This is a genomic window from Epilithonimonas arachidiradicis (genome assembly GCF_003610695.1).
Taxonomy (GTDB): Bacteria; Bacteroidota; Bacteroidia; order Flavobacteriales; family Weeksellaceae; genus Epilithonimonas; species Epilithonimonas arachidiradicis.
Genome location: NZ_RAQH01000001.1, coordinates 188415 through 202071 on the forward strand (window position 1 = coordinate 188415; position 13657 = coordinate 202071).

At 36.5% G+C, this 13657-nt stretch carries 13 protein-coding genes; 1 reads left to right on the forward strand and 12 read right to left on the reverse strand.

The window, feature by feature from the left end; genetic code table 11:
* Positions 1–30 precede the first annotated feature (30 nt).
* The 12 genes from BXY58_RS00935 to mraZ form a co-directional block, all read right to left on the reverse strand.
* Positions 31–558, reverse strand: coding sequence for a hypothetical protein (locus BXY58_RS00935; protein ID WP_120211928.1), 528 nt, complete (start codon positions 556–558; stop codon positions 31–33).
* Positions 555–1928, reverse strand: a complete 1374-nt coding sequence (gene murC / locus BXY58_RS00940) for a UDP-N-acetylmuramate--L-alanine ligase (RefSeq protein ID WP_120211929.1) — start codon at positions 1926–1928, stop codon at positions 555–557. Before murC ends, BXY58_RS00935 begins: the two co-directional genes overlap by 4 nt.
* A complete protein-coding gene (locus BXY58_RS00945) occupies positions 1925–2386 on the reverse strand; it encodes a hypothetical protein (protein WP_147366782.1) in 462 nt (153 codons plus the stop codon). The genes murC and BXY58_RS00945 overlap by 4 nt, the downstream gene beginning before the upstream one ends.
* A gap of 13 nt (positions 2387–2399) precedes the next feature.
* Positions 2400–3494 (reverse strand): undecaprenyldiphospho-muramoylpentapeptide beta-N-acetylglucosaminyltransferase, encoded by a 1095-nt coding sequence (gene murG, locus BXY58_RS00950; RefSeq protein ID WP_120211931.1) that lies wholly within the window; start codon positions 3492–3494, stop codon positions 2400–2402.
* Between the two features lie 59 nt (positions 3495–3553).
* Positions 3554–4789, reverse strand: a complete 1236-nt coding sequence (locus tag BXY58_RS00955) for an FtsW/RodA/SpoVE family cell cycle protein (protein WP_120211932.1) — start codon at positions 4787–4789, stop codon at positions 3554–3556.
* Between the two features lie 44 nt (positions 4790–4833).
* Entirely contained in the window at positions 4834–6177 is a 1344-nt protein-coding gene (murD, locus tag BXY58_RS00960) for a UDP-N-acetylmuramoyl-L-alanine--D-glutamate ligase (protein ID WP_120211933.1), read from the reverse strand.
* 16 nt (positions 6178–6193) lie between these two features.
* The gene (gene mraY, locus BXY58_RS00965; RefSeq protein ID WP_120211934.1) at positions 6194–7435 is read right to left on the reverse strand and encodes a phospho-N-acetylmuramoyl-pentapeptide-transferase; all 1242 of its coding nucleotides are present in this window, start codon (positions 7433–7435) and stop codon (positions 6194–6196) included.
* 6 nt (positions 7436–7441) lie between these two features.
* Complete coding sequence (locus BXY58_RS00970; protein WP_120211935.1) at positions 7442–8902, reverse strand: UDP-N-acetylmuramoyl-L-alanyl-D-glutamate--2,6-diaminopimelate ligase; 1461 nt, start codon at positions 8900–8902, stop codon at positions 7442–7444.
* Between the two features lie 24 nt (positions 8903–8926).
* The gene (locus BXY58_RS00975) at positions 8927–10924 is read right to left on the reverse strand and encodes a penicillin-binding transpeptidase domain-containing protein (protein WP_120211936.1); all 1998 of its coding nucleotides are present in this window, start codon (positions 10922–10924) and stop codon (positions 8927–8929) included.
* Positions 10905–11276, reverse strand: coding sequence for an FtsL-like putative cell division protein (locus BXY58_RS00980; RefSeq protein WP_120211937.1), 372 nt, complete (start codon positions 11274–11276; stop codon positions 10905–10907). Before BXY58_RS00980 ends, BXY58_RS00975 begins: the two co-directional genes overlap by 20 nt.
* A gap of 60 nt (positions 11277–11336) precedes the next feature.
* A complete protein-coding gene (rsmH, locus tag BXY58_RS00985) occupies positions 11337–12230 on the reverse strand; it encodes a 16S rRNA (cytosine(1402)-N(4))-methyltransferase RsmH (protein WP_120211938.1) in 894 nt (297 codons plus the stop codon).
* An 80-nt stretch (positions 12231–12310) separates the two neighbouring features.
* On the reverse strand, positions 12311–12778 hold the full coding sequence (mraZ, locus tag BXY58_RS00990; RefSeq protein ID WP_120211939.1) for a division/cell wall cluster transcriptional repressor MraZ: 468 nt from the start codon (positions 12776–12778) through the stop codon (positions 12311–12313).
* Positions 12779–13026: 248 nt separating this feature from the next.
* On the opposite strand from mraZ, the gene BXY58_RS00995 reads away from it, so the two are divergent.
* The gene (locus BXY58_RS00995) at positions 13027–13653 is read left to right on the forward strand and encodes an NAD(P)H-dependent oxidoreductase (RefSeq protein WP_120211940.1); all 627 of its coding nucleotides are present in this window, start codon (positions 13027–13029) and stop codon (positions 13651–13653) included.
* The last annotated feature ends 4 nt before the right edge of the window (positions 13654–13657 follow it).

The window sequence follows — 13657 nt, forward strand, 5'->3', positions numbered from 1 at the left end:
TTCAATGCAATCCGCATCAAATTTTTTCTTTTATTTATTATTTGCTTTTCGATTTTTATCATAATTATTAACCGTCTTCAGCATATAATTGAAATTATCTTTTAATTCTGATTCATAGTCCCAATCGTCCATTTCGGTTTTTCCGTGTCCAAGGGAAGTCATATGAATCACTTTATTTTTATCAATCCAAAAACTAACACTCCAACCAACTATATCTTCTGCATTGGACATATTTGTGTAAGTTATACTTTGGCTGGCAAAAACCCTTTCGCCATTCCTCAATAGAAAATAATCGTTGTACAATTCCCACCAATTATTGCTATTTTCTTTCCATTCCCGTGAGATTTTAACAATCTCGTTTCCCTTCTTCTCATAATGGTAATGAATCGTTTTGTTCTTACCTTTTACCTGAAACTGATATTTAGTTATCCTCGAATCTTTATCAATGATTTCAGAATACTTGTTGATATTTTCTACTTCTATCAAATCTGCTTTCGACTGCGAAAATCCCAATCCGAAAAGCAAAATAAATAGCAAGAAGAAAATTTTCAGTTTCATAATTCTACTTTTTCAATATTCGGCATCCATTCCATAATCGGGTCATAAAGGGTGTCAATATTTCCCGCTCCGACTGTCAATAAAATATCAAAATCTTTTTCTTTTATTTTTTCAAAAGTCTCCTGCAATGTGCAGACTTCTTTGTTTTCTGTTTCAATTTTTTCTGCTAACCAAGTTGATGTGATGCCTTCAAAATTTTCCTGAAGTTCTCTCGCAGGATAAATATCGAGTAACAACAAATCATCTCCATTTTCCAGACTTCTTGCAAAATCTTCTGCAAAATCTTTAGTTCTGCTGAAAAGATGAGGTTGGAAAACCACCAACAATCTCTTGGTTGGATAAAATGTTTTTATCGAACCAATGACTGCATTCAGTTCCGTTGGATGATGCGCATAATCGTCGATATAGATTTTTCCGTTATCGAAAATATGTTTCGTATATCTTCTTTTGATGCCTTTAAAATTGGCAATTGCTTTTTTCAAAGTATTGAAATCAACACCTAAATTGCTCAAAATTGCCAAAGCAACGGTTGCATTCTCAACATTGTGAATTCCCGGAATTTCCCAAACAAAATCTTCAATCTCCTGCGTTGGCGTATGAAAATCGAAATAGATTTTATCATGGTCCATTCTCAGATTATCAGAGTAATAATCCGCTTCCTCGTTCACAGCATAAGTCTTGTGTTCTCTTCCAATCGCAATTCCTTTTCTCACAAACAACTGATTGTCATTTGGAACCAAAGCTGCAAACTGTCGGAAACCATCTTCTATCTGAACTCTGTCTCCATAAATATCCAAATGGTCAGCATCAATCGATGTTACAACTGCCCAGTCCGGAGAAAGGTTTAGAAAGCTTCTGTCGTATTCATCTGCTTCGACTACGGAAAACTGATTGCCGTTGTAGTCGAAATTGGATTTGAAATTTTCAGAAATTCCACCCAAAAATGCGGATGAAGGCAGATTCGCTTCTTTGCATAAATGTGCTATTAAAGTAGATGTGGTCGTCTTTCCATGTGTTCCTGCAACAGCGATGCAATCCGTGTTTTCAGTAATCAGTCCCAAAACTTTTGCACGTTTCAGGATTTCAAAACTTTCACTTGCGAAATAATCCAGAATTCCGAGTTTCTTAATTGCAGGCGTATAAATAACCAATGTTGATTCTTTATCCAACGCTACAATTTTTTCATCAATGACATCTTCAAACGTAATATCTATGCCTTCAAAACCGATTTGAGCCGTAAGTTTTGTTGGTGTTTTATCATAACCCAAAACATTTTTGCCGTTAGCATAAAAATATCTCGCCAGCGCACTCATCCCAATCCCACCGATTCCGATGAAATAGAAGTTTTGATATTTATTTAAGATACTCATTTTTTCTTTCTTTTATACCATTTATTGTATGGCTTTGTTGATATGTAAAAAACCTGAAAATAGTCTTTGTCTCTGGTCATTCCCATTCTCAAATATTTGATACTATCGTTTTTTTCTGTCTTAATATTGAAAACAAATAGGTCAGAGAAATCTGTCGGATAAACATTGGTTTTAGCTGCATACAAGCTTCCAATTTCTATTTTACCATATTTTTTATCGCTGTTTTCACACACCGTTTTAATTTTTTCTGGAGAAAAATAATTTTTCATATTCACATCCATATTAAAACCTGTGATTTCAGAATAGTCTTTTTTCGCACATTTTGCATAGAAATTTTCGGCAAAACTTTTAGCTAAAGTTTGTCTTGCTGACGTATTATTTTTAGCCGGCATATTATTATACCGATTAAGACAAGCTGATAAACTTATCAAACCAAAAAAGAATAATATGTATTTCAACAATTTCATTAAATTATATCACTTTAAAAATTTCATCCACAATCCCTTCCGCAGCTTTTGGCTTTGCAAAAAATTCCAGATTAGCTGACATCTCCTTTCTAAGATTTTCATTCTCACAAATTTCTGAAAGCGTGTTCCAGAATTTATCCTTCATCTCAGAATCTTTGACCATTCTTGCTGCATTTTTCTCCACCAACGTCAATGCGTTTTTGGTTTGATGGTCTTCCGCCGCAAATGGAAACGGAATCAGTAAAACCGGTTTTTTAGTAACCGCCAATTCTGAAATTGCAATCGCGCCAGCTCTGGAAACAATCACATCCGCCGCTGAATAAGCCAAAGCCATATCGCTGATAAATTCTTTGATCTGGATGGAAGCTGGAGGTTGAATGCCGGAAGTTATTTCAGCAAAATCCGTTTTTCCAGTTTGCCAGATGAGCTGATAATCTTTATCTTTTAATTTGTTTAAATTTTCTTTCCAGCCGTTGTTCAAAGTTCTAGAACCAAGAGAACCGCCAACCGAAAGAATCGTTAATTTATTTTTATCTAAGCCTAATTTTTCCTTTGCCAAATCCTTATCAATCAAATCTGTGATGATATTCTGACGGATTGGATTTCCTAGAAAATAAGTTTTCGTTCCTGAGAAAAACTTTTCCATATCCGGATAAGCTGTGAAAACGGCTTTCGCTTTTTTTGCATTGAAAACATTCGTCTTTCCAGGCAAAGAATTTTGTTCCTGAATAAAAGTCGGAATTTCCATTTTCGCCGCAATATACAAAGCCGGTCCGCTCGCAAAACCGCCAGTTCCAACTGCAAAATCGGGTTTGAAATCTTTGATGATTTTCTTAGCTTTCATCAAGCTGGAAATGATTTTGAAAGGAAGTCCAATATTGTTAAGAAGATTTCCTCTGTCAAATCCGGCGATGTTCAATCCTTCGATTTTGAATCCGGCTTGAGGAACTTTTTCCATTTCCATTTTTCCGTTGGCGCCAATGAACAAAAACTCTGCATCGGGAAATCGTTTCTGGATTTCCTGAGCAATAGCAACCGCCGGAAAGATGTGTCCACCTGTTCCGCCGCCGCTCATTAATATTTTTAGTTTTCTGCTCATATTTTTTATAATTGATAAGAGATAATTGATGATTTATAAATTATCGTTCATCATTTATTTTATGCGATATCATTTATTTCTTCAATACTTTGTCTTTTACCCAGACCTTCTTCATCAAAAACCTGAATTCTGGAACTTACATTCAGGATAATTCCTAGCTGAATATAGGTTACCAACATCGATGTTCCTCCGTAACTTATTAATGGCAGAGGCTGACCTGTTACGGGAATCAGATTTACTGCCACGGCTATATTCACCGATAATTGAACAAAAATCATCAGTCCAATCGCAAGAACCAGCAGCGACCCGAAAAAAGCAGGCATTTTACTGGCAATCATTACAATCCGGATAATCATTATCATATAAAGGCTAATCAGAACGAAGGCTCCAATCCAGCCGTATTCTTCCACAATGATTGCGAAAATAAAATCTGAAACCGATTGGGGTAACGTCTGTTTCAAAGCACTTTTTCCTGGCCCGATTCCGTTGAATCCGCCGTGAACAATCGCTGCTTTCGCCTGCATCACCTGATAGTTTTTGGCTTTGATACTTTCGTCTTCAACATCGGCTGTTTTCTTGGAACTCGTGAAGGTTTCGATACGGCTCATCCAAGTATGAACACGGTTTCCTCCGATTAAATTCGTATTTAGTGCAATAACTAAAAACATCACAACGAAAACTACGGCAACCGAGATAAATCCTGCTACATATTGCCAAGCCAACTGTCCGATAATCAATATGATAATCGAAACCATCATAATCATCAAAGCTGTAGAACCGTTGTCTTTTGCTACTAATCCGAATACAATCAGAATTGGTCCGAATATATAAATGATGTTCTCAATCGGAACTCTTTCTCTTTTGATTTTTTTGGTTAAATATCTGCACAGATAGATAATCAACATCAAATAAGCGAATGACGAAGGCTGAAAAGAAATCGGTGTCCCTGGGATTTTTAACCAACGCGAAGCACTTGCGCCTTCAATCTTTTGTCCTGTGAACATTGTTATCAGCAATAATCCAATTGTGAACAAAAGCAAAATGGAACTCAGTTTTCCGATGTATTCATACTTAACTGTTCCTACGAAACGCATAATTCCCAAACCAATGAATACGAAAACAATATGCTTGAAAACGTGACCTGTTGTGGTCCCGTTGTTCACGATATATTCCAGATTCGAACTTGCGGAGTAAACCGGAAATACGGAAAGGAAGGAAATCAAAATGATAACCGACCAAAGGACTTTGTCTCCTTTCAGTAGCTCGAATTTGTTTTCTGTAGTTTGGTTTTCCATCTTATAATGAATAATTAAAAATGAATAATAAACATTCTTAACTATTAATTGTTAATTATTAACTCGTTTAATACTTCTTTTTTGAACTGATTTCCTCGGTCTTCGTAACCATTGAACAAATCAAAACTTGCACAACAAGGCGACAATAAAACCACGTCTCCTTTTTCTGCAATCGATTTAGAAACCTCTACCGCTTTCTGCATACTGGAAGTGTCATAAATCTCTGTTTTCTTATCTTTAAAGAAGTCAATAATTTTGTGATTATCAACGCCTAAGCAGACAATTGCTTTTACTTTTTTCTTGACTAATTCTTCGATTTCCGTATAATCGTTTCCCTTGTCTTTTCCGCCAACAATCCAAACCACCGGCTGTTTCATACTTTCCAAAGCGAAGTAAGTGGCGTTCACGTTGGTTGCTTTGCTATCGTTGATGAACTTCACACCTCTGATTTCAGCCACAGGTTCCAATCTATGTTCAACAGCTTGGAAAGTCATCAATGAATGTCTGATGCTTTCATTGCTGATTTCCAATAACTTTCCGGCAATACTCGCTGCTAAGCTGTTCGCAACATTATGTTTTCCAACCAATGACAGTTCGTCAATATTCATCGTGAATCCTTCATTGATATTGACTACAAAATTCTCATCAATAGAGAAAGCACCTTTTTCCAATTTTTCATCTAATGAGAATGGAACTTTTGTCACTTTCAAATCCAATTTTTCAAGAATCGATTTGCTCATTTCGTCATCTTTGTTATAGATAAAAAAATTATTAGCATCCTGATTTTCAGCAATTCTGAACTTTGCCAATGCATATTCTTCATAATTATAATTGTATTGGTCAAGATGGTCCTTAGACAAATTCAATAACAAAGAAATGTAGGGTCTGAAATTCTGAATATCATCTAATTGAAAACTACTCACTTCCAATACGTAATAATCAAAATTTTCTTCTGCAACTTGTTTTGCAAAGCTCTTTCCGATGTTTCCACCTAATCCAACATTAAATCCATCTTCCTTTAAGATGTAATAAATCAAAGACGTTGTTGTCGTTTTTCCATTACTTCCTGTGATGGCAATGATTTTTGCATTGGTAAATTCTGAAGCAAATTCGATTTCAGAAGATAATCTGATTCCTTTCCCCTGAATCTTCTGAACCATTTCTGCTTTCTTCGGAATTCCAGGACTTTTGATGACCCAATCGGCATTCAGAATTTTTTCTTCGGTGTGTGTCCCGTCTTCATAGTCAATCCCAAGCTCGTCCAATTCTTTTTTGTAATTCTCACGGATAATTCCCATATCCGAAAGAAAGACATCAAAGCCTTTGGCTTTTGCCAAATACGCGGCACCAACACCGCTTTCACCTCCTCCAAGTATTACTACTCTCATTTATGATTATTAGTTTTTATCTAGTTTTTAAAGTAATTAAACAAATAATTGCCAGCATTACACCTATGATTATCATTCGGTTTACGATTTTGCTCTCGTGAAACCCTTCTTTCTGATAATGGTGATGTAATGGAGACATTTTGAATAATCTATTGTTTTGAGCATATTCCAGCCCATATTTTCTTTTTCTGTATTTGAAAACCATTACCTGCAGAATCACAGAAAGGTTTTCGATGAGGAACACGCCACACAGCACTGGAATCAACAATTCTTTTCTAAGAATAATTGCCAAAACCGCTATCACTCCACCCAACATCAAACTTCCCGTATCGCCCATAAAAATCTGCGCCGGGTAAGTGTTATACCAGAAAAATCCGATAACCGCTCCTACCAAAGCGAGCGCAAAAATCGTCGTCTCGCCCATATGCGGAAGAAACATAATATTCAGATAGTCTGCAAAAATCATATTTCCGGAAACATAAGCAAAAAATGCTAAAGTCAGCAGAATCACTGTACTGGTTCCTGCAGCTAATCCGTCAATTCCATCAGTGATATTTGCACCGTTGGAAACTGCTGTTACAATGAAAATTACAATCGGGATGAAAACAATCCAAGCCCATTCGTGCGCTTTTGCATCATCCATCCAGAATAAAATCCCACTGTAATCGAACTCGTTATTTTTTGTAAAAGGAACCGTGGAAACCGGAATTTTTTCGTCCGGCATAAAATTCTGTTCTACATTATTTCTGTTGATAACCGTTGCGTCTGCATATTTTCTCTTAACCTCAACATCAGGGTGGAAATACATTGTAACTCCGACAATTAAACCTAAACCAACTTGTCCAATTACTTTAAATTTCCCACTTAATCCGTCTTTATTTTTCTTAACTTTTTTGAGATAATCGTCTAAAAACCCAATGGCTCCCATCCACAAAACCGAAATAATCAAAAGGACGATATAGATATTGGTGATTCGGGTGAATAACAAAACCGGAATGATAGTTGCCAAAATGATAATCAAACCTCCCATAGTCGGCGTTCCTTCTTTTTGCTTCTGTCCTTCAAGACCAAGGTCTCTTACCAATTCTCCCATTTGTCTTCTTCTCAGGAAATTGATGATCCTTTTTCCGTAAGCCATCGCAATAATCAGCGAAAACAAAACTGCCATCGCTGCACGGAACGAAATGTATTTGAACAAGTTCATTCCTGGAATGTGAATCCCTTGGCTGGAAAGATATTCGTAGAGATAGTATAACATATTTGTCTATTTTCCCATTAATTGTAATAATTCTCTAATCGTTTCTTTGTCATCAAAATGATGTTTCACTCCATTGATTTCCTGATATGTCTCATGCCCTTTTCCAGCTACAACAACAATATCTTTTGATTCAGCAAATTTGATGGCCATTTTTATAGCTTCTCTTCTGTCAGGAATCGAAGTGTATTTGCTAAAATTCTGGGGTTGAACACCAGCTTCTATTTCTTTGATAATCTGTATCGGGTCTTCCGTTCTTGGATTGTCAGAAGTGATGATTGCCAAAGTCGATTTTTTGGTAGCGATGTCGCCCATTTCCGGACGTTTGGTTTTGTCTCTGTCGCCTCCACAACCGAAAACACAAATCAATCTTTCGTTTTTGGTTCTGATTTCGTTGATGCTATCCAACACATTTTCCAATGCATCCGGCGTGTGCGAATAATCCACCACGAAGAAAATTCCGCTGTCTGATTTTATCGTTTCGAATCTTCCGTTCACTCTTTGAAGCACTGAAATCGCCTGAAGAACTTCTGTTTCGTCCATTCCTAATTCCAAAGCAATTCCATAAGCTATAAGCAAATTATAAGCATTAAATTTTCCTGTCAATGCTGTCCAGAATTCTTTGTTATTGAAGTTCAGCAACATCCCATTGAAGTCAATTTCCAGAACTTTTCCGTGAAAATCTGCCATTGTTTTCAAAGCAAAAGTTTTCTTTTTCGCTTTGGTATTCTGCAACATTACCAATCCATTTTTGTCATCGGCATTCGTAATCGCAATAGCAGAATCTTCCAGCTCGTCAAAGAATCTCTTTTTTGCATAAATGTAATTCTGGAAAGTCTTGTGATAATCCAAATGGTCGTGTGTAATATTGGTAAAACCAGCAATTTTAAAATGCAAACCTTCGATTCTGTCCTGAGAAATCCCGTGAGAACTTACTTCCATAAAAGCATAGTCGCATCCAATTTCAACCGCCTTTGCCAACATTTGATTCAATCGAATCACGTCTGGCGTTGTGTGTGTTGAAGGAATAATTTCGTCTCCAATTCTATATTCAACAGTTGAAATTAAAGCGGATTGATAACCCAGATTTTTGAAAATATCAAACAACAATGTCGTTACCGATGTTTTTCCGTTAGTTCCGGTAACGCCGACTAAATTTAATTTCTCAGAAGGATTTCCGTAAAAATTAGAAGCCAAATGCCCTAAAGTTCTGGAAGCATTTTCAACTTTAATATAAGTTACTTCATTATTAATTTCTGAAGGTAATTCTTCACAAACAATCACTTTCGCACCTTTCTCGATGCTTTGACTGATGTAAGAATGGCCGTCGGAAACCGTTCCTTTCAATGCTACATACAAAGAATTATCAACAACTTTTCTGCTGTCAAAAACCAATTCCGACACTTCTCTTTCAAGAGTTCCGATGGTTTCCAGAGTCTGGACTCTTTGCAATAAGTCTTTTAAAATCATATATCTAAGCTTTCGCTTTAATTTTTAGTTTTGAAGATTCAGATAAATCTTTTGGTTCTTCCCGATAGTTGCACCTTCTGCAGGAAATTGTCCCATTATTTTCCCAACACCTTTGTAATCTACTCTGTAACCCAAATTTTCAAGTTGAGGAATCACATTTTTCCCAATCATTCCAACCAAATTTGGCATAGAATCTCTGGTTACGTTGATCTTTACGTTAGGCGTTGTCATTTTATTAAGGTCAACTTTATGTTCCACCAACAGGTCTTTTTCAACATTCAAAGGTGTTTTGAGGAAAGTTTTCCCTGCAATTTCTTTGAATACCGGCGCAGACACAGTTCCACCATAAAAACCTTTCGACACATCCGGCTGATTCACCACCACGATGCACGTATATTTCGGATTATCAGAAGGATAAAATCCCGCAAATGATGCCTGATATTTCATAGGCCCGGCTTTCCAGTATTCGAATCTGGCCGTTCCGGTTTTCCCGGCAATTTTAAGGTTAGGTGTATAGATACTTTTTGCCGTTCCTTTTTCTACCGCTTTAGTTAATGCGCTGGTCATCATTTCAATCGCTTTATCCGAAGCCATTTTTTTAACCATGATTTCAGGATTGGCTTCGTAAAGAACCTTACCATCTTTCATTATTTTATCAATGAATAGCGGTTTTACCATTTTTCCTTTGTTGGCAATCCCGTTATAGAAAGCAACCAATTGTAACAGTGGAAAACGAGAAGAATATCCGTAACCCAAAGAGGCTAAAGTCGCTTTGTTCCAACGTTTGCTTTGAGGTGTTTGAATCGAAGGTTTTGCAATTCCAGGTAATTCGATTTGCATTTTGTCAAACATCTTCCATTTTTTAAGATGGTCTATGAAAACTTCCGGCTTATCTGCATAATGTTGTGTAATTATTTTAGCTGCTCCAACATTGCTTGATTTCGCCAACACATCACTCACGTCATAAGTTCCACCACCGTGACCATCTGTAATCCTTTGTCCTGCGTAAGTCCAGACTCCATTTCCGATGTTGACTTTCGTATTTTCATCAATGAAGCCATCGTCCATAGCTGCCAAAAGAGAAACCGTCTTGAATGTAGAACCTGGTTCCTGTGCATCTTTCACAGTATAATTGTAAGCATCAACATAGATTCCTGGCTCAGTCCTTCTAAGGTTAACCATTGCACGGATTTTTCCGGTTTCAACTTCCATTACTACAACACTTCCGTGGTTTGCATCGAATTTGATGAGTTGATTTTCCAATGCCGAATGCGCAATATCCTGAATCCTTAAATCCAAAGTTGTATAAACGTCTTGTCCATCAACAGGCTCCTGAACTTTCCAGTAATCGATTGGTTTCCATTGTGTAGAAGTGATTTTCTGTTCTAATCTTTTCCCGTCAATTCCGGTTAAGAATTTACTGAAAGCACCTTCCAGTCCGGATTTTGACTCGCCATTATCCATTCCGATAGTTCCGGCTCCAATTTGAGTTGTCGCCAATTCTCTTCGGAAATTTCTTTCAACGATGAAACCACCTTTATTTTTTCCTCTGTTGAAAATTGGAAAATTTCGGATTCTGTCATATTCGTCAAAATCAAGTCCTTTTGCTAAAAGATAATATTGGTTATTTCTCTGATTCTGAGCATCTAACTTAGCCCTAAAGTAGCTACGCGGCTTATCGAACATTTTGCTGAGAGAATCCGTTAAAGCACCAATATTATTGGAGTAGATTGTATCTCTCATCGATTTGAAATCCAGATAGATATCGTAACGCATTACCGTTGTTGCCAGGATAGAGCCATCGGAAGCAAATAGATTTCCACGAGCTGCTTTCAAGGTTGCTTCTCGGTAATTTTTGCTGATGTAATTATTTTCGAATTCCTCAACATTGGTATTCTGAAGAATCATAATTCTGCCCAAAAAGATGACAAACAAAATGAAAGCTCCCAAAACAAAAAGGTAGCCCCACTTCAACGCATTGGAACGCTTTTTTTCGTAATTGTTATTTGGCTGCTTTATCATCTGTGCTGTCTACTTTTATCAATAATTTCATTGGGTGGCTTTCCAAACTCACCAAAGAATCCTGAACCATTTCTTTTCCCAGTTCGGATTCCATTCTTATTTTGATTAGCCTACTTTGTGCGTAAGCGTTTCTGGATTTGTATTCTTCCGTCTCTTCTTTAAGCTTGTTAACGTGCTCTATTTTTTTGTTAACCAAGTGGTTACTATAAATCATCACCATCAACAATCCGAAAATAAACACGAAATATTTGTAATGCGCTTTGACCTCATCACGGTTAAGGAAATTCCCTTTTATGATATCCATAAAAGTGAGTTTCTTTTTCTGCTTATTATAGGTTGTCTGCTTTGCCATTTTTACGCTGGATGTTGGAAGATGGAAGATGGAAATTCATCCCGCTTCCATCTTCTAGCATCATAACTTTATTCCAATTCTCATTTTTGCGCTTCGCGCTCTAGAGTTTTCTTCAATTTCTTTATCATCCGGAATGATTGCTTTGGTCTGCAACAATTCGAATGCTTTGGCGTAATTTCCGTAGATATCTCGCTGAGGTTCACCTTCGAACATTCCGTTTTTCAGGAAACGCTTTACCAATCTGTCTTCTAAAGAATGGTAAGAAATCACTACTAATCTTCCTTCAACTTTTAAAATCTTGTAAGATTGAACCAACATTTCTTTTAAGACCTCCAATTCCTGATTGACTTCAATTCGGATTGCCTGAAAAACCTGAGCAAAAAATTTATTCTGTTTAAATGCAGGAATATAATTGAAGAGATTTTTCAAGTCCTCAGTTGTTTCAATTTTTTTTGATTTTCTATGATGAACAATTTCTCTCGCCAATTTTCTCGCTTCTCGCAGTTCTCCATAATGGTAAAAGATGTCCGCCAAATCTTCCTCTTCATAATCGTTGATGATTTTCTTCGCATCAAGATCTTGCATCACATTCATTCTCATATCAAGAGGTGCGTTGCTTCTGGTAGAAAATCCTCTTTCCGCTTCATCAAACTGATGGGAAGAAACGCCCAAGTCTGCTAAAATCCCGTCAACGTGAGAAACACCATAAGCCAGCATCGAATTTTCCAAAAACCTGAAATTCTGATTCACTAAAGTAAATCTCGGGTCATCAATCGTATTTTTCAATGCATCCAAATCTTGATCAAAAGAAAACAACTTTCCTTTATCAGAAAGCCTGCTCAAAATCTCTCTTGAGTGACCACCTCCACCAAAAGTGCAGTCCACATAAATCCCGTCCGGATTCGTTACCAGAGCGTCGACACTTTGTTTTAATAAGACAGGATTGTGATACATTGTTTTATTATTGATGAATGATGATTGATAATGATTTAATAATTCGGGTTTAAAAACCTATTAATTATTCTTCTTAGTTATTAATTTGATTCTTCGGAATCAAGATTTCCCATTACATCTTCCGCAAGACTAGCGAAATCAGACTCACTGACTGAGATAACCTGTTCATAAGAATCTTTATCCCAAATCTCGAACAATTCACCAGCGCTTGTAATCACGATATCTTTTCCAAGATTTGCAAATTGTGTTAAATCCTTACTGATTTGCAAACGACCAACATTATCCAACTCTGCAGTTTTAACTCCAGCCGTAAACATCCTGATGAAATCTGCATTTTTTTTCACAAATCGATTCAGACCGTTTATTTTTGCCATCAGTTTCTCCCAAGGCTTCATCGGATAAACCTCAAGACACTTCTGAAATACCGACCGCTTGATTACAAATGGCTCATCTGCAAAATGTTCCATCTGCTTCGTAAGCGAAGCAGGCAGTTTGATGCGCCCTTTGTCATCTATTTTACACTCGTATGTTCCAATGAAGTTTTTCATTTGGAGCAAATTTATATAAAAATCTACCACATTTTACCACTTTCACCCACTTTTATACTTAATGTTTATAACTTTTTGTTTTCACAGCTTTGTTGGCTAATGATTTGATAACAAATCAATTAAAATGAAATATTGCGAAAAGCCTTACCATAAAGCATTTGCAATGAATGATTTAAAAAATTCGGTTAGAAAAGTTTCATTATTTAAAATGGTTCTAAACCAAAATCATAAATGAGTATATTTGTTATATGAATTATTTAGAAGCACTTAACTGGCGATATTCTGTAAAAAAATTTGATGGGAGGAAGATTTCATCAGAGAAGTTAAATAATATCTTAGAAGCTGGAAGATTGTCCGTCAGTTCTTTAGGACTTCAGCCGTATCATCTTTTAGTGGCTGAGAATGATGAAACGATTCAGAAATTGATTCCGGCATTTTATAATCCATCTCAGATATCAACTTGCTCACATTTGGTTGCTTTGGTTACAAAAACGCATATTAATAAGGAGTATGTTGATAATTATTTCAGTCATATTATTAATGAGCGTGGTGTGACTTTGGAACAGTTGTCAGCTTTTAGAAATAACATCAATCAATTTTTAGAAAATTACACTCAGAAAGAACTGGAAAGCTGGTCCGAGAAACAAAATTACATCGTTCTTGGCTCATTGATTTTGGCTTCTGCCGAAGAAGAAATCGACACTTGTCCAATGGAAGGCTTCAAAGCTGAAATCTTGGAAGAAGTTTTGAAAATCGATAAGGAGAATGAAAAAGTTGCGGTTGTTTTGGCTTTAGGTTATCGTGCAGAAGATGATATTTTTCAGAATTTCAAAAAAGTCAGAAAACCTGCGGATAAGTTCATCAAATTCATTTAACTTT

Coding starts and splice junctions, on each gene's coding strand:
- BXY58_RS00935 (WP_120211928.1), bottom strand. CDS start 558: ATGAAACTGAAAATTTTCTTCTTGCTATTTATTTTGCTTTTCGGATTG.
- murC (WP_120211929.1), bottom strand. CDS start 1,928: ATGAGTATCTTAAATAAATATCAAAACTTCTATTTCATCGGAATCGGT.
- murG (WP_120211931.1), bottom strand. CDS start 3,494: ATGAGCAGAAAACTAAAAATATTAATGAGCGGCGGCGGAACAGGTGGA.
- BXY58_RS00955 (WP_120211932.1), bottom strand. CDS start 4,789: ATGGAAAACCAAACTACAGAAAACAAATTCGAGCTACTGAAAGGAGAC.
- murD (WP_120211933.1), bottom strand. CDS start 6,177: ATGAGAGTAGTAATACTTGGAGGAGGTGAAAGCGGTGTTGGTGCCGCG.
- mraY (WP_120211934.1), bottom strand. CDS start 7,435: ATGTTATACTATCTCTACGAATATCTTTCCAGCCAAGGGATTCACATT.
- BXY58_RS00970 (WP_120211935.1), bottom strand. CDS start 8,902: ATGATTTTAAAAGACTTATTGCAAAGAGTCCAGACTCTGGAAACCATC.
- BXY58_RS00975 (WP_120211936.1), bottom strand. CDS start 10,924: ATGATAAAGCAGCCAAATAACAATTACGAAAAAAAGCGTTCCAATGCG.
- BXY58_RS00980 (WP_120211937.1), bottom strand. CDS start 11,276: ATGGCAAAGCAGACAACCTATAATAAGCAGAAAAAGAAACTCACTTTT.
- rsmH (WP_120211938.1), bottom strand. CDS start 12,230: ATGTATCACAATCCTGTCTTATTAAAACAAAGTGTCGACGCTCTGGTA.
- mraZ (WP_120211939.1), bottom strand. CDS start 12,778: ATGAAAAACTTCATTGGAACATACGAGTGTAAAATAGATGACAAAGGG.
- BXY58_RS00995 (WP_120211940.1), top strand. CDS start 13,027: ATGAATTATTTAGAAGCACTTAACTGGCGATATTCTGTAAAAAAATTT.